The organism is candidate division KSB1 bacterium, from assembly GCA_034521575.1.
Lineage (GTDB): Bacteria > Zhuqueibacterota > Zhuqueibacteria > Residuimicrobiales > Krinioviventaceae > JAXHMJ01.
This window is the reverse complement of the sequence record JAXHMJ010000005.1, coordinates 1,619,673-1,640,510: the sequence shown is the minus strand read 5'-3', so window position 1 is coordinate 1,640,510 and position 20,838 is coordinate 1,619,673. Positions and strand designations below refer to the sequence as shown.

Below are 20,838 nucleotides of genomic sequence, written 5' to 3'. Positions count from 1 at the left end.
ATGCTGCGACGCGAACTTTTGTGTCTGGCGGGATTGCTGTTGATTTCCTTGTCAGCCGGTAATGCCGGGATTATTTCCCGATATTCTGTCAATACGGTAAAACGCAGCGGACCGGTAGGTAATGGCGTGACGGATATCTTTCGTGAGGGGGATTATTTATGGCTCGGAACCGGTAACGGGCTTTCCAGGTTTACCTTTTCCACAAACGAATTTGAATCCTACGAAAACGCTGAAAACCTAATTGATGAAGGAATCTCTGCCCTGTATGTCAAGGGCGATACATTATTGGTGGCGGCGGGAATTGATACATTCATCAAGGCGATTGACGCTACCGTCGATTGGGGCAAGGGATTAAGTTTTTCTTCTGATAACGGAGAGACCTGGAAATACATTGAACAGCCGGGCGAGACCCCGGGACAAAACGTGGTATGGGATTTTACCCTGCAGAACGGAGTGATTTGGGCAGCCAGTTTTGGCGGCGGTCTCTTAAAATCAACTGATTTCGGCGAAACCTGGCAGGTCGAAACACCCGATTCGCTGGTATTTGACCCTGTGCATGTTTTAAACCATTTGCCATTCTCTGTTCTCAGTACCGGGGACGCTTTGTGGGTTGGCACATCGGGCGGGATTAATAAATCGATGGACGGGGGCCACACCTGGGAAAAGTTTACATTTTCGAATCAACAAGAACATATATCCGGCAATTGGGTTGTAAATATTGCTCATCAAAAAGATGCGGATCATGAGGCCATATGGGCCTGTACCTGGAAAGCCGAAGGTATGGACGAGACCTATGCAGTGTCCAGGACCGATGATGGAGGCCGGACCTGGGATATTCTTCTGCAAGGTGAACGCGCCTATGATATAGCGTTTGACGGACCCAATGTATATGTGGCAACCTGGACCAGCGGATTATGGAAATCTCCGGATTACGGTGAAACCTGGTATAACTTTCAAAATATTCGTGATCGTCAAAGCAGCACCCGATTGTTCACAAACGAATTTTATTCTGTATATGCGTCCAATGACAGTCTATGGGTAGGTACACTGGATGGATTGGCGTTTACCGAAAACAATGGTTATACCTGGACTCTTTATCGGGCGTTCCGTTCCACCCGTTTAGATGGTGAGCCGCGAACATACGCTTACCCCAATCCGTTTTCGAGTACGCGTGATAATGTTCTGGGTGAAACGGGACACGTTCGCATTCAATATAATACAACAGACGCTGCAGAGGTTACTGTAAAGGTCTATGATTTTGCCATGGATCTGGTAACGACGGTTTGTGACGGCAAATATCGGGCGGGGGGCGGTGATTACTCGGAAGTCTGGAACGGTAGCAATGATTACGGTGATACCGTGGCAAATGGCGTCTATTTTTACAGTGTAGAGATCAGCGGCGACGGCGCCTATTGGGGCAAAATTATGGTTGTGAATTAGTGCGGAGTATTGGATGAAAGTGATACAGCTTATATTTTTAGTGGTCATCAGTCTGAGTGCTACAACACTTGCGTCAACGGGTGACGGCGGCTATGCGGGAGCTTTTTTGAGAATGGGCGTGGGGTCGCGCGCCAGAGCTATGGGGGATGCTTATACCGCTACAGCGGACGGCGCCTCTTCCATCCTCTACAACCCGGCCGTGCTGTCCCACATGGAAACCCGGCAGGCCGTGGTGTCTCTGGCGTTTCTGCCGCTGGACAGGAGTCTGGATTATGTGGCCTTTGCCACACCTCTGCGTCCCCATGTGGATGACGAGTCAGCGCCGCCTATGAATGCCGGTTTGGGTGTTGCCTGGGTGCACGCCGGTGTCGATCAAATCGACGGCAGAAGTGCATCCGGTGAGCATACTCAATATTATTCAAATTCCGAACATGCCTTTTACATGTCCTTTTCGGCAAGTCCTTCCCGGTATTTGAGTTTTGGTGTTTCAGGAAAAGTTCTGGTTAACCGGATGCCCGGACTTGAACGCGGTGAAAATCCGTTGACCTCCTCGGGGTTTGGTATTGATCTGGGGCTGTATTCAGAGCCGATTCAAGCTTTGACGCTTGGAGTTGCCCTTAGAGATATCATGTCCAGGTACACATGGAGCACAGATAAAGTTTACGATCACGGCACAAGCACAACATACGATTTTCCCCGCGTTGTCAGGGTTGCCGCTGCCTACCAGGTGTTTCCGGACTGGATGCTGCTGGTCGCCGATATGGAAACCAGCGACAAACAAAATCCGCGTTATCACTTTGGAACCGAGTTTGCTTATCCGGAACTCGGAGCCTTGAGACTGGGCCTTGATCATGACATGTTGACATTCGGATTGGGCTTTTACCTGCAGGTTCTGGGTATCGATACGCGTCTGGGTTATGCCTTTGTGAATGGACGGGAAGCAATCAATGCCGATCATGTTGTTTCATGGGTTTTTGATTTTTAAACTTGTGCTTTTGTTCTTTTATTGTTAAAATGATTTGTCCGGGCTGAATTTATAGCATGGATTGATTTAAAAAGATTGTTGTATAAATTGTAGATATCAAGTTTTGAATATTGAGTTTTAAAGAAACGCAAGAAGGAAAGAAACGCATGATGAAAAAGTGGCTTTTATTTATTCTCCTCATATCGATGAATACAAATTTGATTGCCGGAGGCGATACCGGTCTCGCAGTTCTCAAAATTGGAGCGGGCGCCCGCGCTGCAGCGATGGGTGAAGCGTTTGTGGCCTTGGCAGATGATGCGACGGCACTTTTTTGGAATCCGGCCGGTACAAGCTGGATGAAAAATCGACAGGTGCATTTTACTCATACTCAATGGATACAGGGTATCACTCACAATGTCGCAAGTGTTTCCCTGCCGGTGGGCAGCAGCAATATCGGTATAGGGTTGATCCTGAATAATGTTGAAGGATTTGAATATCGGGAAATCGCTTCGGAAGAACCGCTTGGGACTTTTTCTTCTCAGGACATCATCGCTTCCTTGAATTACTCGAGACGGGTATCTGAAACATTTTCGATGGGATTGAATGTTAAATATGTACATGAAAAAATCTATACCCAGTACGCTGATGGATATCTGGCTGACCTGGGAGCGAGATATCAACCATTTTCTGATATGTATTTCGCCGTGGCTCTGCAAAATCTCGGGGTCACCTCGGATATGGATGCTGAACAGATAAATATTCCGGAAATAACCCGCGCGGGTGTCCTTTACAAGTTACCGTTTTCAATGCTTCAGGACAATGTCAGTGTGGCTCTGGATTATATCAAACTGCTTGACGCGGATTCACACGTTCACCTGGGAACCGAATTTAAACCCTTTTCATCCCTGAACATCAGATTAGGCTATCAAACCGGTTACAAGGACAAGTCTTTTTCCGCCGGATTTGGTTTAAATTTCGGACAGCTGCATCTGGATTACGCTTATGTTCCCTTTGGTCATGATCTGGGACAGTCCCATCGGTTTTCTTTTTTAACAGCTTTTTAAAGATGAACAAGATTTTGCAATAAATTACGTTTGTTTACAAAAATAACAAAGGATTTTGTATGTTCAAGTATGTGAAACATGCCTTTTTGGTTGTTGCTCTGGTTGTGGTGGGGAATCTGGCTTTTAATCAAGTGACGGAAAACTCTATTCCAGTGATAACATTCGCAATCAGCTGATGCGGTTTCAGGAGGTTTTTAATCTGGTTAACCGTTATTATGTAGAACCCCCGGATACGGAAAAACTAATTGAAGGCGCCATTCATGGCATGCTTGGAGAACTTGATCCTCATACGGTTTACATTCCTGAAAAGAAACTCCAAAAAGTCAATGAACGTTTTGAAGGTTCTTTCGAAGGTATCGGCATAGAGTTTATCATTTTGAATAAAGTTTTAACCGTTGTATCCCCGATTGTCGGCGGTCCCTCCGAGGCGGTCGGGCTTTTGCCGGGAGACCGGATCGTTGAAATAGAAGGCGAGTCTACCTATGGCATTACGGAAGATGAAGTTCAGGAAAAATTGCGCGGACCCAAAGGCAGCAAAGTTGATGTAACCATACGTCGTCCGGGTGAGGAGGATACGTTTGAGGTCACCATTACCCGGGATACAATCCCGATTTATAGCGTGATGGCTGCTTTTCTGCTTCAAGATAACAAGACCGGTTATATCTATTTGGGACGTTTTTCAAAAACAACGGCTGAAGAAGTTGAAAACGCTCTGAAAAAGCTCGAAAGCCAGGGTATGCAGCAGCTCATATTCGATTTGCGCGGCAATTCCGGCGGCTATCTGGATCAGGCTGTCAAAGTGGTGAACAAATTCATTCCCGGCCGTTATAGAGTGGTCTATACCAAAGGCCGCATTCCGCAAATGGACGAGGATTTTTACTCTACAGACAGCGGCACGCATGATATGTATCCGGTTGTTGTTATGATTGATCATGGATCAGCCAGCGCCTCTGAAATTGTAGCCGGCGCTGTGCAGGATTTGGATCGCGGACTTGTGGTCGGCCAGACCAGTTTCGGCAAGGGCCTGGTACAGAATCAGATCAATCTGCACGATGGCGGAGCCATTCGTCTCACAATAGCCCGCTATTACACCCCCAGCGGCCGATTGATACAACGGCCTTATGAGAATGGTTTGGCTGATTATTATCAGGAAGCGTATAGTGATGATACAGAGCGCAACAAACCGGATTCTACAAAAAAATATGTGACATTGGCCGGGCGAACGGTGTACGGCGGCGGCGGCATTATACCGGATAGTATTCTGACGAGCGGTCGAATAACCCGATTTACCTACAATCTGAGAAGAAAGCGCCTGTTTTTTGAGTTTGGATCCACCTATGGACCGGAATTAGAGGAACAATTTGACGGGTTTAAAGCGTTTAATACTCAGTTCCGCATAGATGATCGGAACATTGAGCAATTAAAGGCGTTGATGAAAAAACACGATTTAGAGTTTAATGCAGAGGCTTTTGAAAAAGATGAGGATTATATTAAATTGTTGATGAAAGCGGAAGTTGCCAGGCATTTGTGGGACAGCGAACATTATTACCGGATCAGAGTGACCGGTGATGATGAAGTTGAAACAGCGTTAAATGCTATGTCGCTTGCACGCAAGGTTAAGCAGCTGCACAGTTGGCAGGGCTCTGATTCGCAATAAACGAAAAAAGATATTGACTTTTTAGATAAAAAATCCTAAGTTAATTTCAATTGTCTATCGTTATCTATAACAAAGGTATGAACTTTTTGGAGGATCATTAGGAATGCTCTATTATTATCAACAAGGCGGCGGATTCATGCATCCGATTTTGGTATTGCTTATTCTTGGTATTATGATCAGCATTGAGCGGTTAATCACTTTATCAAGAGCTTCGGTGAATACCAGAAAGTTTTTGTCAAAAGTTAAAGAAGCCCTGTCATCAGGTGGCGTGGATTCCGCAATCGAAGTGTGTGAAAACACACGTGGTCCGGTTGCTTCTATTTTTCACGCGGGACTGTTACGCTCCGATCGCGGGGTAGAGGCTGCTGAAAAAGCAATCTCAAATGCCGGTTCTATTGAAATGGCCTTTCTGGAACGCGGTATGATCTGGTTGGCCACCATTATTGCTGTTGCTCCTATGCTCGGATTTACCGGCACGGTTGTCGGTATGATCCAGGCGTTTGACGCGATTGCTGCAGCGAATAATATTTCACCCGCTATCGTTGCCGGTGGTATTTCCGTTGCATTGTTAACAACCTGTTTTGGTCTTATTGTCGCTATTATTACCCAGATTTTGCACAACTTTTTCATCTCCCGTATCGACAAACTGATCATTGATATGGAAGAAAGCTCTACCGAATTGGTTGACGCATTAGTGGCTTTGGACAAGAAATAAACCCTATTGGAGATCGTTCTATAATGTTAAAAAAGAAAAAAGAACGTTCAGCTGAAATACCGACGGGTTCGTTGGCCGATATAGCATTTTTGCTATTGATCTTTTTCCTGGTTACCACGACAATCGATACAGATAAAGGATTGTCACTTACGCTTCCGGACAAAGGTCAGGAAACCAAAGTCCGTTCACAAAACATTACAAATATACTTATCAATGCCAGTGGACAGGTTATGCTGGACGAAAATCAAGTTCAGGTGAATGAGGTCTCGCGACGTGTACGTGAGTTACTGGCGCAAAATCCCAATATGATTTTTTCTGTAAAAACCGTGCGGGATACCAAATACGATATTTATATAGATGTTTTGGATGAGCTGAAAAAAGCCAATGCCACAAGGATTTCTATCGCTGAACCGGAACAATAATCTTGTAAACCGTTTGAGGAGTGCAGGCATTGAAGTTTACTAAAAAATCAAAAACAAATGCAAAAATACCGGATGCATCTTTGCCGGATATTGTATTTATGCTTTTGATCTTTTTCATGGTTTCCACTGTTATGAAAACCAGTGAAGGCCTGCAGGTTAATTTACCTGACGCTGAAAAGATTAAAAAGCTGGAAGAAAAACGCGGCGTTGCCACGATTTGGGCTGATGATGCCGGACGCCTATCTATTGATGATCATCTGGTTGAAGTTGGTGAAATCCGGAATATTATCTATAATAAAGTATCCGATCAGCTGAATCCGATGAAGCTTGTCTCTTTGCGTGCTGATAAGAACGTAGATATGGGGCAGATCACGGAAATTCACGAAGAGCTTCGGACCGTCGGTGGCACAGCCTTGAACATCAACTACTCGACGCTTGTTGAGGCAGAGTGAGGTGATTTGTTATGTATTTAAGAAAAAAACCGGAAGTGAGTCTGAAACTCAAATACAAAAAACAAATTGAGTTTGGACTTGTGTTAGCTCTGGCTCTTGTTGTTGGTTTGTTTCAGGCCTTTAAGCGGGTTGAAACCAGACAGCAGATCCAGCAAAAAGTTGATCTCAATTTGGACGTTGAACAGGTTCAGGCGACTGAACAACAGTCACGTCAAGAGGCGCCGTCTCGTCCCACGATTCCGATCGAAAGTGAGGATGAAGATATTCCTGAAGACTTGACGATTGAATCTACAGAAATTAATCTTGATGAAATGCCGCCACCGCCCCCACCTCCGGAAGAGAGTGGAGAACCTGATATTTTTCTGGCCTATGATGAGCCGCCGGAGCCTATTGGCGGCTTTGCTGCCATCCAGAGAAATCTGGAATACCCGGAGATTGCCAGAAAAGCCGGTGTGGAAGGCAGAGTCATTATACAGTGTGTGATTGATGAAAAAGGAAATGTCGTTAGTACCAATGTTGTAAAAACTCTCGGTAACAACGGCTGTGATGAAGCTGCAATCAGGGCGATAAAATCGGTAAAATGGAAACCTGCCAAACAGCGTGATAAACCTGTTGCTGTGCGGGTTGCTATTCCGGTTGTATTCAAATTGAAATAATGACAAACACAATCAAGATGAGTTGAAAAGCGGTGTTATGTCTTGCACCGCTTTTTTTTTATGAATCAGCCCAAAGTGCGAAAAAATTGGGGGAAAATTGCGTGTTTGATGTCGTTCCTGATGTATGCCTTTGGATGCTTTAATCCATTTGCACCGAAACTGGATAACAGCGCAGGGGAGGATATTGTCCTGACTGAACAGCAAACCCCGGATGATGTCCTGAAAAATTTTATCTATGCCTATACATTCAAGGATTCTCTGGTCTATGCGGATCTATTGGACAGTTCATTTGTTTTTGTCTATTTTGATCCCGACCTGGGGGGCAGCGGAAGATTTGTTTCCTGGGGGCGAAATGTGGATCTCAAGACCACCGGACAATTATTCAGGAATTTTGATACCATCACTTTAACCTGGAACACGACTATCTATGAAGAGGTACAAGAAAAAACGGCGGAACTTTCAAAAACATTACAATTAAATTTATTTGGATCGGCCGGAGAATATTCCTTTTCAGGAAGCGCTATATTTAATTTTCGACTTTGTAATGACGGACGCTGGAGAATCACACGCTGGAAAGACGAGTCCAGAATGTAGTCATGGAATATTAACTGTTTATCTGATGTTTGATCCGGTAAAAATAACAATGAATAGGAACTGATATGAAACAAATATTTGTCTTGCTTTTTGTTCTGCTGGTCATTACCCAGCTGTTTGGACAGTTTGGTGATATGGATATGGTTGATGTGAATGTTCTGTCTTCACTCGGACAGGTGCCTCAGGGTAAACAATTCCAGCTCGCTGTTGTACTGAACATTAAAGAAGGGTTGCATATCAACTCGCATGATCCGGGTGACGATTTCTATATTCCGACTCGAATTCATTTTGAATCTACTGCCGGTATTAGCATTGGACAACCGGTTTTTCCTGAACCAAAGTTCGTACAATTTTCTTTTACCGATGGTAAAATATCTGTTTATGAAGGGGAAACAGCTATTATTGTACCGGTTACTGTGTCTCCGGAATTGTCTCCTAAAGAACACAGTGTGTCGGGAACGGTGTCTTATCAGGGATGTAATGATAATATGTGTTTCCCGCCTGATTCGGTACAATTTACAAAGAACTTTAAAGTGGTTGCAGCCGATACCGATGTAACACCGGTCAACTCTGAAATTTTTCAAAATGCAGACATCTATACAACTAAAGATGCAAAAGAATCCCTCAACCTGACGCCGGGTGAACAGAGAGCTTTAGAGTATTTGGAAAAGGGACTGTTTTCAGCCATTTTGGCCTTTTTCGTCGTAGGACTGGCTCTCAATCTTACCCCCTGTGTCTATCCCGTTATTCCCATGACGGTGAGTTATTTTGGAGGACAAAGTGATAAAACCAGGGCCAAGGCGTTTACCAATGCTCTGCTGTATGTGGTCGGAATCGCCTTGTCGTTTGCGATACTGGGGCTTTTATCCGGACTTGCCGGCAAGCAATGGGGATTTTTATTTCAAAGTCCCTGGTTTGTGGTGGCTATCGCTACCATTATCCTGCTCATGGCCGCCAGTCTGTTTGGTGCGTTTGAAATCACTGTACCGTCCTGGCTGCTTACCAAAGTCGGGCAAAGCCGTGAGGGAATTATCGGTTCCTTTTTGATGGGAATAACGGTGGGTATTGTCATAGCGCCGTGCGCGGCTGGTATTATCATCGGTCTGGTCGGTTTGATCGCCAAGCTCGGTTTGGTTGTCAAAGGCACTTTGCTCTTTTTTGTGATGGGGCTGGGACTCGGACTCCCGTATTTATTCCTGGCAACCTTTTCCAGTCTGCTCGGGAAACTGCCGCAGTCCGGTGTGTGGATGCTCTGGATTCGCAAATTATTTGGGTTTTTGCTTATTGGGGTTGCTTTTTATTTTATTATTCCGCAGCTTGAGCTGGTGCCCAATAAGCTCGGTTTTCTGCTCGGTCTTTTGGCACTGACTGCCGGACTGTTGCTCGGATTTCTGGAACAGGGACAATATAAAAAAAGCTTTAAAATATTCCGAGCCGTTGTTGGGCTGGTTCTGATCGCCTTGAGTATTGTTTGGATTCAAGGCTCTCTCCAGGCCAAAACCACACAGGTTGACTGGATAAAGTATAGCGGTCAATCCTATGATCAAATCATAGATGGAGATAAACCGGTTTTCATCGATTTTTACGCTGATTGGTGCGCTCCCTGTAAACAAATGGATCGAACCACGTTTACCGATCCGCAAGTCGGAGAGGTGTCCGAGCAATTTGAAATGATCAAAGTCGACTGCACCAAACCCGATGCTGCCACACAGGATTTGATGCAGAGATTTGGTGTCAGTGGAATGCCCACTCTGGTTTTTCTTGACAAGGACGGGAAAGAGTTTGAAAATTTACGGGAAATTGGATATATTGGGCCAGAAAAATTTGTCGAGCATCTGAACACTGTTCTGGAGTAACGGTACGATGACCCTAAGCGGCTTTTCATTCGTTAGAAACGGTATAAAACTTTATTACCCTATTGTTGAATCGATAAAGTCAATTCTGCCCATTGTAGATGAATTCGTCATTGCAGTGGGCAGAGGCGATTCGGATGACGCTACCCGGGACCGTATCGTGGATATTGGTGATCCCAAAATTAAAATTATTGATACGGTGTGGGAAGAAAAATACTTTGAAAAGGGAGTCATCAATGCCCTGCAGACCGATATTGCCAAGGAACAATGTTCAGGTGACTGGCTGTTTTATTTGCAGGCCGATGAAGTGGTTCATGAAAACTATTTACCGATTATCAAAGACCGATGTGAACAGCTGATAGATCAGGAACAGGTAGAGGGTTTGCTGTTCAGCTATAAACATTTTTGGGGTGACTATAATCATTATCAAAAAAGCCATGGCTGGTATCCTCGTGAAATTCGTCTAATCCGTAACCGCAAAGATATCCATTCCTGGCAAAGCGCTCAGTCGTTTCGACGATTTGATTACTATGAAAACCCGCGTCAGCCGGACGGTCATCACAAATTAAAAGTCGCAAAGGTCGATGCAGAAATCTACCATTACGGATGGGTGCGTCCTCCTCATCTTATGCAAAATAAAAAAAGAGCTTTGGATTCAGTACATTGGGGATTTAAAAAAGCTTTGACTCATTATCAACATGCGCCTGATGAATTTGATTATGGTCCGATGGACCGGTTGTCAGAGTTTAAAGGTACGCATCCCAAAGTGATGCAGCAAAGGATCAAGGACATGAACTGGCAGAATAAACTGCAAAAGCAGGGAAAACCGAATCCTCTGCGTCAGCCTCACAAGCATGAAACCATTAAATATCGATTTATAACCGCTTTGGAACAAACCTTTTTCAAAGGTAAAGAATTAGGCGGATTTCAAAATTATATCTTGTTGGATGTCTGAGCCATATTATATTCCCCTAAACTTTGAGACTTTTTCTAAAAGGCTCCGAGAATAGATATCACAATTACATCTGATGTATAAATATAACAAACCTTCTAAAGTAAAAGATTTTCCTAAATCAAATTGATGTACAACAAGTCTTTATAAAGATTACCTTTGGCTGTTTTAACCCGAAAAAAGGGTAAATCAATCTTTTATTATCTCTTTGATTTCGAATTTAACCGCTTTTTACAATCTCGGTTCCGGCTTTACCTTCAACCGCGTCTTCAATCATTTCCATGCTGGTGATCACCGCTTGTGTACCGCCGTTTTGGATAAATTCCGCGGCGGCTTGAAGTTTCGGCTGCATGGAGCCGATGGCGAGTTGTTCTTCGGCGATAGAGTGTTCCGCCTGCTGCAGGGTCATGCGGCGCAGGAATCGCTGATCGCTCTGACCGAAATGCAGGGCCACGCCCTCGACGTCCGTGGCAATGATCATAATTTGCGCGCCGATCTCGCGCGCCAGCAGGCTGCTGGCCAGATCTTTATCGATTACTGCATTGACACCGCAGAACGACCGCTCGCGTCGGATCACCGGAATTCCGCCGCCGCCGCAGCAGATGACGATAAAATCCATGTCCACCAGCGCCGCGATCTCGCGTTTTTCAACAATGGTCACCGGCTGCGGAGACGCCACCACGCGGCGATAGCCTTTCGGAGTCTCGATCACCGGATAGGGCAGGTCTTTGATGCGCTCGGGGGACAGTATCGGACCGATGGGTTTGGAGGGAGTCTGAAACGCCGGATCGTTTTCGTCCACCACCACATAGCTGTTCAGATTGACGAGAAATTTCTGCTCCGCATCGTCCTGGGCCATCAGCTCGCTGTCCAGGGTGGATTCGATCATATATCCGATCTGTCCCTGGGTCTGGGCAACCAGAATTTCGAGCGGCAGCCGGGGCACCGACTCGCAGGTTTCCTGCTGCAGCAGTAAATTGCCGACCTGCGGTCCGTTGCCGTGCGTGATCAGGATGCGATAGTGCCGCGACAGCCGGGCGATCTGCCGCATGGGAATACGCAGATTGTCAAATTGTTCATGAATGCTGCCGGACTGGCCGCTGCGGATCATAGCGTTGCCGCCCAGGGCGATGAGCAGAATTTGTTTTTTGGAGTTCATCAGCTTTGTTTGTATTTTTAATGACTTTGCTATACGAGTGCGTTGTTTCAAAGATTGTGCCGGTTTTGCACCCGTTTCAAGTTGAAAGTCTCAAGTGTGATAGTAAATATAAAGTAGGAAGAAAAAACAGATAATGAGATTATTCTTGAGCAGATTACCATTCGTATAGAAGATGATACAGTCGAGTATTTCAAACGTTTGGCAGCGGAAACAGATATACCATATCAGAAATTAATCAATCTTTTTTACGAGACTGTGCCGAACAAGAAAAGAAACCGCGTATACTCTGGGAAGAGAAACCCGAAACATGATACCGCGTATTTTGTTGGTTTGTAAATTGGTTTTCAATGCTTTTCAGTAAATTTTATCATGATGACCGATGTTGACCAGATTATTGATATTTATCGATGATTTCTTGAATCAAGGGTTTTAATGTTTCAATATCCAAAGTAGCTGATTTCCAGACGACCTCAATATCAATCCCAAAATAATCATGAATTAATTTATCCCTCAATCCCGGCCATTACTTTCCAGGGAATATTTGGGTTGTCCTGTTTGACAGAATCCAGGAGTTTTTTACTGGCCTCTCCAATAATCTCGAATGCACGGATTACTGCGAATTGTGATTTATCATCCCTAAAAAATTGTTCAAATGTTTGCCCCTTAATAAACGTCTGGATTTTATTTATGGCATCGAGAATATCCACAAGATAATTTATAAAGTCATAGTAAAGTCTTTTCATATCATCACAATTTCTTTTTTAATTTGTTTGCCGATGCGAGGTTTTAAAGAAGATTCCATAACCAAATCAACTTTGATGCCCAGACGGTCAGACAAGATATTTTCCAACTCGATAAATTGAAACAATGATGGTTTTACACTAAATGTGACCAGCAAATCTACATCGCTCACTGTTGTTTGTTCACCACGGACATAGGAGCCAAATAATCCAAGGCATTTTACATGGTAGTCTCGTTCAAGCTTTGGGTAAATGTCTTTGATTGTTTTTTGAATGTCAGCAATAGTTTTCATAGCATAATAAATTCAGCATTATTTTTGTTATTATCAAGTGATTTTTTGTAAAGCGATTGAATGATTTTAAAAATCCCCTTTTGTTGAAAAAACTATCCCCTCACAATCTTTGCTAATTTCCCCGTTAAATGTTTCCTCTCATAATCCTCGATGTGTCTGCGTTTCAGCGAATTTTTGCCTTTGAATAATTTTAGCAGCCAGTTTGCAAGTGCGTCGTGAGCACGGTAATCAAACACGCGTCCCGCGTGCGTGCGCTTGAGGATGGAGGCGGCGTCGCCGGTTTCCGGACCGATGCCGAGGATGGGCGTGTCGGCGCCGAGGTAATCGAACAGTTTGCTGGTGAGAATGCCGCTGTTGTGCCGGCAGTCCGGGACCGCAAAGAACAGCAAGTCCGCCTGCTTGTAGGCGGCGATGATGCGATGGTGCGGCTGATAGCCGTGATAGACAACCTGTTTCGACAAGCCGTTGGCCGTCAGGTCATCTGACACGCGCTGATGAATGCCCCCGTATAAATCGATCTGCAGGGTATCGGCCAATTCAGTCGATTGACGGCAGAGGGTTGCCAGGGCTTTCCACAGGGCGGCGGGATTCTGGTTGTCCGCCAGGTGTCCGGCGTGCAGGATGTGAAACTTGCCGTCCGGGGGCAGGGGGGCGACCGGCGCGAATGCGGTGCGGTCATAGCCGTTGGGGATGAGGTGATAGTCGTTGTCCGTTTTGCTCCGGAACAGCCGGATGATGGAGGGACTGACCGTGACCACGGCGTCCGCGGCCCGGAGAACGCGGCGTTCCAGCCAGCGGTCCAGACCCTGAGCCAAACGCGAGCGTTTGAGCGCATGATAGTAAAACACGTCCGTCCAGGGATCGCGGAAATCGGCGACCCAGCGGCAGTTCAGTTGCTTTGCGATCGCCGCTGCGCTCAGGTGCGTGCTCATGGGCGGCGCGGTGCTGATCACGGCGTCAAAAGAGTAGGTGCGCGACAGCCGTTTGGCCGCTTGCAGGGCATACGGCAGCCAGCCGATACGGGCGTCCGGGATGAACAGATTGGCGCGGATCAGGGCGGCCAGGCGTTTGCTCAGGGAATGACTCGATTCGGTGAGCACATAAGTGGGGATGGGGTCATTGCCTGTTTGTCCGGAAAACCGGCGGTACAGGGCGTAGGGTTCCAGGGAAAACGTTTGGTGCACCGGCATCTCCGGCGGCACGTCCTGAATCAGCGTCTCATCGCGTGCCGGATATTCGCCGTTTTTTACCGTTAAAATGACCGGCCGGATGCCGAATTCCGGTAAATACTTGGCGAATTTCAGGATACGCTGCACACCGGGACCGCCGGCCGGCGGCCAGTAATATGTCAGAATCAGTACGGTCATGCGCTGTAAAACGCCTCAAGTTGCATATCCTGATCTCCGCTGCCGGATTCCAGAAACAGCTGCTTCCAAATATAGAATCCGGTCAGCACCCAGATGTAATTGTAATGCCAGCGCAAACGCGGATGCGGTTTGGCGTCTAAAATGGCTTTGATATATTCGTAATTGAAAATGCCGTCGCGTTCGATGCGTTTTTTTGTGAGAATACGTTCGGCTGTGGTTTTCAGGTCTTTTTGAAACTGCAGATAGGGATTAAAAGTGAATCCCCATTTTTTCTTGCGCACAATATGTCCCGGCAGGTACGAAGCCAGGGCTTTGCGCATCAGATATTTGGTTTCCGTGCCGCGCATTTTCATGTCGCCAGGAATGGACAGGGCAAATTCGACCAGATCCAGGTCCAGGAACGGCACGCGCTCTTCCAGAGAATTGGCCATGGACATGCGGTCCTCCACCAGCAGATAGTCATTGACCATTTTGCTGCGCATTTCAGCGATGAACACGCGTTCCAGCGGCGAATGACCGGAAACCGAATCGAACAGCGGTTCAAATTCGTCCATTACCGGCTGCAGATTGTGATCGAGAAAACCCGAATGATAAATTTTGTCATAGTGCGCCCGGTCAAAGTCCCAGACATTGCGCAAAATGAGGTAAAATTTCGCCAGATTGCCGACGGACAGCGCCATCTGCAGTCCGCGCCGGTACTCGTCCCATTGCATGGGCAGGCGCGACTGCAGCGAATACAACAGCGACGCCAGTTTAGAGCCGATCCCGGCCTCGAATTCGCGCGGCACGGCTTTGAGCAGGCGGTTGACGGGATAGAAAAACTTGTGAATGTCGTATCCGGCAAACAATTCGTCGCCGCCGAGTCCGCCCAGCGCCACCTTGACGTGCTGCGAGACAAACTGAGACATCATGTATCCCTGAATCAGATTGATTTTTGGTTCCTCGGCGTGCCGGATCACATGCGGCATATTGCGCATGGGATTCAGGTCCATGCGCAGAACATGGTGATCGGTTGCATAGCGATCGACGGTGTACTGCGCGTCATCGATCTCATCCGTGGGCTCGTTGAATCCCAGAGTAAACGTGCTCACCGGATCGGCGCCGGACTCGCGCATCATGGCCACCAGGGTGCTCGAGTCCATGCCACCGGACAGGTAGACACCGATGGGCACATCGCTGACCAGCTGGCGCTTGACGGCGCGCTGGATGACCTGCGGGATTTCGTGCAGCCAGTCCTGCTCGGATTTGCTGTGGTTGATCCGGGGGGACAGGCTGAAATAGCGTTCGATGCGCTCGATGTTTGCATCCCGGACAATCATGAAATGCGCCGGCGGCAGGCGATAAATATCTTTGATCAGGGTTTCCTGCAATTGATTGTAACGCAGGTTGATCTGATGGTGCAGCGCCTGCACATTGAGTTCCCGCGGTACGTCCGGGTGCAGCAGAAGGGCCTTGTACTCGGAGGCAAAGGCAAACAGTCCGTTTTTGCAATAATAATGCAGCGGTTTGATGCCGAAATGATCGCGCGCCAGCACCAGTTTTTCACCGTCGCGCTGGTCCAGGATGGCAAAAGAAAAGATGCCGTTCAGGCGTACAAAGCTGTCCACACCGTCGATTTCGTACAGTTTCAGCACCACCTCGGTATCGGAATGGGTAGAGAACCGGCAGCCGCGTTTGACCAGTTCTTTGTACAGTACTCGCGGTAATTGTAAATCTCGCCGTTATAGACAATGCCCAGGGTTTTGTCGGCATTGAAAATCGGCTGATTCCCGGTCTGCAGATCGATGATGCTCAGGCGCCGGTGTCCCAGGGTCACATTGCCGGATTGGTACACCTCGGCGTGATCCGGTCCGCGGTGCGCCAGACTGTCGCACATGCGCCGGACCAGAGGCCGCTGATCGTCAGAGTGTTGTACAATACCGCAGATTCCGCACATATCAAGTCTCTAAAAAAGGGCGGAATGTGATCCGCCCTGATTGATTATTGTTTTGATGATCTGTATCGTTTGTACACCGGAACCAGTGCAATGATCAGCAGAATATAAGTGACGGCAATCGAGCCGCCCATCATGGCGACACTGATATCGTAGGATTTCGGCTCCAGTTTGAAATGCAGGGTGTGTTCGCCGGCGGGCAGCACCACGCCGCGCAGAATGTGATTGACTTGCAGAATTTCGCCCGGTTGATCGTCGATAAATACTTTCCATCCGGCCGGATAATAGATCTCGCTGAGCACCAGCAGGGTTTGTTGAGACGCATTGGTTACAATATCAATGTAATTGGGCTCGTAGCGGGTGATTTCGGGCTGACATTCGACTGCCGCAATCTCTGCATCCAGCGGTTCTTCCAGAATAGCGGTCTCCGCCGGATCGAAAGCCGGGTCATTCAGCCGCATCAGGCGCGCGTCCTTGTCAGCGATCACCTCGGTTTGTCCCACACACCAGACACGCGGCAGAGCGGCAGTGTTCCGGTACACACTCATCTCTTCGCTGCTGATCAGCATAGTCAGATTCGGATGCTGCAGTTTCCGGGGAGAGAGCAAAAATTTCGTGTTCAACATATTCACCAGATTCCAGTTGATCGGCGCATCCGGGTTATTGAATCCCGGCGCCGATCCGCGCATCATAACAGATTCGCGAATGTCCTGGTAAATGCGCAGTTTGGCCGGATGATAGCCGGTGATGGTTTGATGATGATACGGCCAGTGCGGCTGATCGCTGAAATCGCCCATGGGATAAAGGCGGTAAAATCCCTCGGTTTGTTTCAGGGCATTGTCCACGCGTGTGGCCGCAAAATAATTGTCCATTTGTGATTCCGGGACCAGCTGCTGCAGATAGCGTTGGTCAATACCGAACAGATCGATGAGCAGCAGAACACCGATACCGATACTGAGAATGGCCTTGCCGATCCATTTGTTAATGTAGGCCAAAACCAGGGCAAACGCGCCTGCCAGCAGCGCCAGCATGCGTACGGCATCGCCTTTGAGCAAGTCAAACCGGGCGTTTTTCAATGCTTCGATGATCTGGGGATTGTACTGCTGCGCTTCCTGGGGGCGCAAAAAGTCGAGGCTGTTTCTGAACACGAACGGGGCCAGACCGAGCGCGGCAAAGAGTCCGAATGTGATCAGCACCACACGCAGGAGCTTGAGTCGTTGCATCTCGCGCGCTTTTGTGAGCAACGCGTGCAGTCCCATGCCCGCCAGCAGCGTGAATGAGAAAAAGACCACGGATACGATCATGGTGGGCACCCGGAAGTGGTTGAAAAACGGCACCGCATTGAAAAACAGATTGTACAGCGGCGGGAAATGGCGCCCGAACGCCAGAAGCAGGGATAAAAAGATCAGAATGGACAGGGTTTTCACCTCCCGGCGTTGCCAAAGGAGCAAAATGCCCAGAACCGCGAACACCAGGGTGATCACCCCCATATAATCGGTGGTGCTGGTGAACGGCATATGTCCCCAGTATCCGGGAATGGTGCGGTCTTTGAGCTGCGGCACATCATCACCCTCGTAGAGTTGACTGGAATGTCCGCCGAAAAATCGGGGGATAATGAAATTGTACATTTCCGCCGGATGCAGCGACCATTGGGTGGCATATTCAAAGTCGGTGCCCTCTTTTTCTTCTTCGCTGCTGACACCGCGCACGCTGTATTTTGAATATTCACGCACCTGCAGGGTGTGGAACGCGGACATGCCGATGCCGATTCCCAGAGCCAGGGGGGTGAATACGGCGATAACAGCGATTTTTTTCCAGGCTTTTTCGCGGATAAACTGAATCAGTTTGGCGATGGAAAACGCCAGCAGAATGAGTCCGGTGTAAAATACGATCTGATAATGTCCGGCGCGCACCACCAGGCTGAACGCGATGGTGAACAGACTGAAATTCAGCAAATCCGGTTTGCGCAGAATGCGCAGGAATGTATACAACGCCAGGGGGATCAGCAGGATGGTCTGCGCCTTGCTGTTGTGTCCGGCTTCTAAAAGTCCGAGCAGATTCGGCCACCAGATAAACGCCAGTGCTGTAAACGTACTTGCAATTAAAGACAGATTGAGAAAACGCATGAGCAGCAGCATACCGGCCGCGCCCAGAATATAGTACAAGGCATGCCAGGAAAGAATGGCGGACAGACCTTGCATGATATATTTGGCCGGCTGTTCAAAGGGCGGTTTCAGGGAAATCAGGTGCGCCGGCATACCGGAAAACACATTGTTGGCCCACAGCGGCGTGTAGCTGTATTCCTGTCGCGCCTCGATAATGCTCTGGGCATTGCCTTTCCAGGCCAGAATATCCGTTGACGGCGGCACTTTGTTTTCAAAGACAATGGGTTCGAAATAGATGAGAACCGTAATGACAATCAACAGCACAGCCAGACCCCATTGCTGCCAGGGTGTGAGCTGCCACTGTTGTTTTTGCGGCTGGGATGCTTTTTTCTGTTGTTTCTGTTTTTTCTTGGCCATAATAAAAACCCGAGGTTATGGTTCAAAATTATTTATAATAGCGCCGGACAAATCCGGTAAATTCATCCTGTTTGAACATGACACGCCGGATAAAGGCAATGCTGAATCCGAGTCCGTAACCCGAAATCTGCAGGATCATGACCAGCGGTGTCAATAGGCCGGTTTTGAGTCTTTTTGCTTTTACCGCGGCGTCCACAGCTGATGCGAGCAGGGCGAACACGCCGACCGCAGCAAAAACGATCCACACGGAAAACACCGGCCGGAACAGCAGCGCCAGAAGGGTAAAGATGAGCACAAACCAGAACGCCACGGCCGGCGCAAAGTGCAGCGGTTCCAACATGGCGCTGTCGATTTTATAAAGATTGATGCGCGCCACCCCCCAGTTGAAGACCTGGCGGAAAAATTTGCTCAACGAGGTGCGGCGTTTGTGAAACACCACGCATTCCGGGATATAGACGACCTTTTCGCCGCTTTTGATGATGCGGTTGCTGAATTCAATGTCCTGACCGTGGCGCAGGCCGCCGAATCCGCCGATTTTTTCGTACAAGTTCCGATGCAGTCCCATGTTGAAACTGCGTGGATAGAATTTGGCCAGGCGTTTTTTCTTGCCGCCGCGCATGCCGCCGGTGGTCAGGAACGACGTCATGGAATAGTTGATCGCCAGCAAAAGCGGCGGAAAATCCGGAGCCGCGTCATCGCGGCCGCCGAATGCCATAACCTGCGGGTCCTGATCAAAACGCGTTTTGATGGTCTGCAGCCAGTCCGGCGACGCGGTGCAGTCTGAATCGATAAACACAAACACATCCCCCGTTGCTTTTTGCATACCCAGATTGCGGGCCGCTCCGGGGCCCTGGTGGTCCTGGGAATAGAGCGTAACCGGCAGATCGTGCTGCTGTTCGAAGGGTTCGACAAAATCTTTGGTGCCGTCTGTAGACCCGTCATCGACGATGATCACCTGAAAATAGGCGGTATCCAGGGTCTGACGTGTTAACGACAGGAGTAAATCGCGGATCTCCTCTTTGCGGTTATAGGACGGGACAATGACGGACAGGGTTATATCACGTGAGGAATTCATGCTTCCGGCTGATCCTCCAGACCGACGGTCTCCTTAATGAGGTACGGGGCGCTGTCGCGTCGGGATTCCGTGATCATTTCGCCTAAAAGTCCGATTGAAAAGAACTGGATACCGACAATCACCAGCAGAACGCCGAGAAACAGCAGCGGCCGGTCGGACAGGTGTGCGTCATAGACTATTTTCTGAAACGCCAGCAAAAACAGTACAATGAATCCGAGAAAAAATGAAATGCCGCCCCAGAGTCCGAACAAATGCAGGGGGCGTTTTTTATATTTGGTCAGAAACGTGATGGTTAAAAGATCAAACGCGCCGCGGGTTAGTCGCGCTGCGCCGAATTTGGAAACGCCGTATTTGCGTTCGTGATGCTGAACCGCCATTTCTGTGACGCGGAATCCGTTGCGGAACGCGATCACCGGCAGATAACGATGCAATTCGCCGTACACGTTCAGACTTTTGGCCACCTCGATGCGGTAGGCCTTGAGTCCGCAGTTGAAATCATGCAGACGGATACCGCTGAATACCGACGTGAAAAAATTATAGATCTTGGACAGGATGCGTTTGGAAAAAGGATCATAGCGCTTTTTCTTCCAGCCCGACACCAGATCCCAGCCTTCTTCGAGTTTGTTGACCAATTTGGGGATTTCTTCGGGATCGTCCTGCAAATCGGCGTCCATGGTGATAATGTATCGGCCTGCCGCGTATCCGAATCCGGCGGACAGGGCCGCGGATTTGCCGTAATTGCGGCGGAAGGCGATCAGTTTGATGTGTGAATCCCGTTCCTCAAGACCACGGATCACAGCTGTCGTTGAATCGCTCGAGCCGTCGTCTATGAATAACAATTCATAGGTAAACTTGTATTTAGAAAGCACTCGCGTCAATTGCTTCACCAGTTCGGGAATCGATTCCTCCTCATTGAATGCAGGAATCACAACGGAAATGTCATTCAAAGTATTTGGCATATCCACAGCTCTCATTTGTTG

General features: G+C 48.0%; 21 protein-coding genes and 1 pseudogene. 12 read left to right on the top strand and 10 right to left on the bottom strand.

The features are described 5' to 3' along the window. From U5R06_20390 to U5R06_20340, 11 genes are all read left to right on the top strand, one after another. Positions 1 to 1,440 carry a FlgD immunoglobulin-like domain containing protein gene (locus U5R06_20390; GenBank protein ID MDZ7725106.1) on the top strand — a complete coding sequence of 480 codons (1,440 nt, stop codon included), beginning with the start codon at positions 1 to 3 and terminating at the stop codon, positions 1,438 to 1,440. Positions 1,441 to 1,453: 13 nt separating this feature from the next. Beyond that, positions 1,454 to 2,425, top strand: a complete 972-nt coding sequence (locus U5R06_20385) for a hypothetical protein (GenBank protein MDZ7725105.1) — start codon at positions 1,454 to 1,456, stop codon at positions 2,423 to 2,425. 146 nt (positions 2,426 to 2,571) lie between these two features. Further along, positions 2,572 to 3,468 (top strand): PorV/PorQ family protein, encoded by an 897-nt coding sequence (locus tag U5R06_20380; GenBank protein ID MDZ7725104.1) that lies wholly within the window; start codon positions 2,572 to 2,574, stop codon positions 3,466 to 3,468. 175 nt (positions 3,469 to 3,643) lie between these two features. Next, positions 3,644 to 5,125 (top strand): S41 family peptidase, encoded by a 1,482-nt coding sequence (locus U5R06_20375; protein MDZ7725103.1) that lies wholly within the window; start codon positions 3,644 to 3,646, stop codon positions 5,123 to 5,125. Positions 5,126 to 5,228: 103 nt separating this feature from the next. Further along, positions 5,229 to 5,840, top strand: a complete 612-nt coding sequence (locus tag U5R06_20370) for a MotA/TolQ/ExbB proton channel family protein (protein MDZ7725102.1) — start codon at positions 5,229 to 5,231, stop codon at positions 5,838 to 5,840. Positions 5,841 to 5,863: 23 nt separating this feature from the next. Next, entirely contained in the window at positions 5,864 to 6,262 is a 399-nt protein-coding gene (locus U5R06_20365) for a biopolymer transporter ExbD (protein ID MDZ7725101.1), read from the top strand. A 29-nt stretch (positions 6,263 to 6,291) separates the two neighbouring features. Next, positions 6,292 to 6,714, top strand: coding sequence for a biopolymer transporter ExbD (locus U5R06_20360; protein ID MDZ7725100.1), 423 nt, complete (start codon positions 6,292 to 6,294; stop codon positions 6,712 to 6,714). Positions 6,715 to 6,725: 11 nt separating this feature from the next. Further along, positions 6,726 to 7,370: an energy transducer TonB gene (locus U5R06_20355; GenBank protein ID MDZ7725099.1), complete on the top strand. Its 645-nt coding sequence runs from the start codon at positions 6,726 to 6,728 to the stop codon at positions 7,368 to 7,370. Positions 7,371 to 7,478: 108 nt separating this feature from the next. Continuing rightward, positions 7,479 to 7,964 (top strand): hypothetical protein, encoded by a 486-nt coding sequence (locus U5R06_20350; protein ID MDZ7725098.1) that lies wholly within the window; start codon positions 7,479 to 7,481, stop codon positions 7,962 to 7,964. A 65-nt stretch (positions 7,965 to 8,029) separates the two neighbouring features. Further along, positions 8,030 to 9,820, top strand: coding sequence for a cytochrome c biogenesis protein CcdA (locus tag U5R06_20345; protein MDZ7725097.1), 1,791 nt, complete (start codon positions 8,030 to 8,032; stop codon positions 9,818 to 9,820). A gap of 7 nt (positions 9,821 to 9,827) precedes the next feature. Next, a complete protein-coding gene (locus U5R06_20340) occupies positions 9,828 to 10,772 on the top strand; it encodes a hypothetical protein (GenBank protein ID MDZ7725096.1) in 945 nt (314 codons plus the stop codon). Positions 10,773 to 10,989: 217 nt separating this feature from the next. Here the strand turns inward: U5R06_20340 and U5R06_20335 are convergent, their stop codons facing one another. Beyond that, positions 10,990 to 11,928, bottom strand: a complete 939-nt coding sequence (locus U5R06_20335; GenBank protein ID MDZ7725095.1) for a carbamate kinase — start codon at positions 11,926 to 11,928, stop codon at positions 10,990 to 10,992. Between the two features lie 138 nt (positions 11,929 to 12,066). Between U5R06_20335 and U5R06_20330 the strand changes: the two are divergent. Next, positions 12,067 to 12,239, top strand: a pseudogene (locus U5R06_20330) (antitoxin). Positions 12,240 to 12,319: 80 nt separating this feature from the next. Here U5R06_20330 and U5R06_20325 read toward each other — a convergent pair. The 9 genes from U5R06_20325 to U5R06_20285 form a co-directional block, all read right to left on the bottom strand. Next, a complete protein-coding gene (locus U5R06_20325) occupies positions 12,320 to 12,442 on the bottom strand; it encodes a HepT-like ribonuclease domain-containing protein (protein MDZ7725094.1) in 123 nt (40 codons plus the stop codon). Next, positions 12,432 to 12,671, bottom strand: a complete 240-nt coding sequence (locus tag U5R06_20320; GenBank protein MDZ7725093.1) for a HepT-like ribonuclease domain-containing protein — start codon at positions 12,669 to 12,671, stop codon at positions 12,432 to 12,434. The genes U5R06_20325 and U5R06_20320 overlap by 11 nt, the downstream gene beginning before the upstream one ends. Next, positions 12,668 to 12,961 (bottom strand): nucleotidyltransferase family protein, encoded by a 294-nt coding sequence (locus U5R06_20315; GenBank protein MDZ7725092.1) that lies wholly within the window; start codon positions 12,959 to 12,961, stop codon positions 12,668 to 12,670. The genes U5R06_20320 and U5R06_20315 overlap by 4 nt, the downstream gene beginning before the upstream one ends. A gap of 92 nt (positions 12,962 to 13,053) precedes the next feature. Then, positions 13,054 to 14,328, bottom strand: coding sequence for a glycosyltransferase family 4 protein (locus tag U5R06_20310; protein MDZ7725091.1), 1,275 nt, complete (start codon positions 14,326 to 14,328; stop codon positions 13,054 to 13,056). Continuing rightward, positions 14,325 to 15,962: an asparagine synthase (glutamine-hydrolyzing) gene (gene asnB, locus U5R06_20305; GenBank protein MDZ7725090.1), complete on the bottom strand. Its 1,638-nt coding sequence runs from the start codon at positions 15,960 to 15,962 to the stop codon at positions 14,325 to 14,327. Before asnB ends, U5R06_20310 begins: the two co-directional genes overlap by 4 nt. After that, positions 15,956 to 16,264: a hypothetical protein gene (locus U5R06_20300; protein MDZ7725089.1), complete on the bottom strand. Its 309-nt coding sequence runs from the start codon at positions 16,262 to 16,264 to the stop codon at positions 15,956 to 15,958. The genes asnB and U5R06_20300 overlap by 7 nt, the downstream gene beginning before the upstream one ends. 44 nt (positions 16,265 to 16,308) lie before the next feature. Continuing rightward, the gene (locus tag U5R06_20295; protein MDZ7725088.1) at positions 16,309 to 18,783 is read right to left on the bottom strand and encodes a hypothetical protein; all 2,475 of its coding nucleotides are present in this window, start codon (positions 18,781 to 18,783) and stop codon (positions 16,309 to 16,311) included. A gap of 28 nt (positions 18,784 to 18,811) precedes the next feature. Then, a complete protein-coding gene (locus U5R06_20290) occupies positions 18,812 to 19,858 on the bottom strand; it encodes a glycosyltransferase (GenBank protein ID MDZ7725087.1) in 1,047 nt (348 codons plus the stop codon). Then, a complete protein-coding gene (locus U5R06_20285) occupies positions 19,855 to 20,817 on the bottom strand; it encodes a glycosyltransferase family 2 protein (protein MDZ7725086.1) in 963 nt (320 codons plus the stop codon). The genes U5R06_20290 and U5R06_20285 overlap by 4 nt, the downstream gene beginning before the upstream one ends. Positions 20,818 to 20,838: the final 21 nt, after the last annotated feature.

Bases quoted from the DNA above. Each gene is read 5' to 3' on its own strand.
- U5R06_20370 (MDZ7725102.1), top strand. From the start codon at position 5,229: ATGCTCTATTATTATCAACAAGGCGGCGGATTCATGCATCCGATTTTG.
- U5R06_20310 (MDZ7725091.1), bottom strand. From the start codon at position 14,328: ATGACCGTACTGATTCTGACATATTACTGGCCGCCGGCCGGCGGTCCC.
- U5R06_20320 (MDZ7725093.1), bottom strand. From the start codon at position 12,671: ATGAAAAGACTTTACTATGACTTTATAAATTATCTTGTGGATATTCTC.
- U5R06_20345 (MDZ7725097.1), top strand. From the start codon at position 8,030: ATGAAACAAATATTTGTCTTGCTTTTTGTTCTGCTGGTCATTACCCAG.
- U5R06_20340 (MDZ7725096.1), top strand. From the start codon at position 9,828: ATGACCCTAAGCGGCTTTTCATTCGTTAGAAACGGTATAAAACTTTAT.
- U5R06_20335 (MDZ7725095.1), bottom strand. From the start codon at position 11,928: ATGAACTCCAAAAAACAAATTCTGCTCATCGCCCTGGGCGGCAACGCT.
- U5R06_20355 (MDZ7725099.1), top strand. From the start codon at position 6,726: ATGTATTTAAGAAAAAAACCGGAAGTGAGTCTGAAACTCAAATACAAA.
- U5R06_20290 (MDZ7725087.1), bottom strand. From the start codon at position 19,858: ATGAATTCCTCACGTGATATAACCCTGTCCGTCATTGTCCCGTCCTAT.
- U5R06_20390 (MDZ7725106.1), top strand. From the start codon at position 1: ATGCTGCGACGCGAACTTTTGTGTCTGGCGGGATTGCTGTTGATTTCC.
- U5R06_20350 (MDZ7725098.1), top strand. From the start codon at position 7,479: ATGTCGTTCCTGATGTATGCCTTTGGATGCTTTAATCCATTTGCACCG.
- U5R06_20380 (MDZ7725104.1), top strand. From the start codon at position 2,572: ATGATGAAAAAGTGGCTTTTATTTATTCTCCTCATATCGATGAATACA.
- U5R06_20295 (MDZ7725088.1), bottom strand. From the start codon at position 18,783: ATGGCCAAGAAAAAACAGAAACAACAGAAAAAAGCATCCCAGCCGCAA.
- U5R06_20375 (MDZ7725103.1), top strand. From the start codon at position 3,644: ATGCGGTTTCAGGAGGTTTTTAATCTGGTTAACCGTTATTATGTAGAA.
- U5R06_20285 (MDZ7725086.1), bottom strand. From the start codon at position 20,817: ATGCCAAATACTTTGAATGACATTTCCGTTGTGATTCCTGCATTCAAT.
- U5R06_20315 (MDZ7725092.1), bottom strand. From the start codon at position 12,961: ATGAAAACTATTGCTGACATTCAAAAAACAATCAAAGACATTTACCCA.
- U5R06_20300 (MDZ7725089.1), bottom strand. From the start codon at position 16,264: ATGTGCGGAATCTGCGGTATTGTACAACACTCTGACGATCAGCGGCCT.
- U5R06_20385 (MDZ7725105.1), top strand. From the start codon at position 1,454: ATGAAAGTGATACAGCTTATATTTTTAGTGGTCATCAGTCTGAGTGCT.
- U5R06_20365 (MDZ7725101.1), top strand. From the start codon at position 5,864: ATGTTAAAAAAGAAAAAAGAACGTTCAGCTGAAATACCGACGGGTTCG.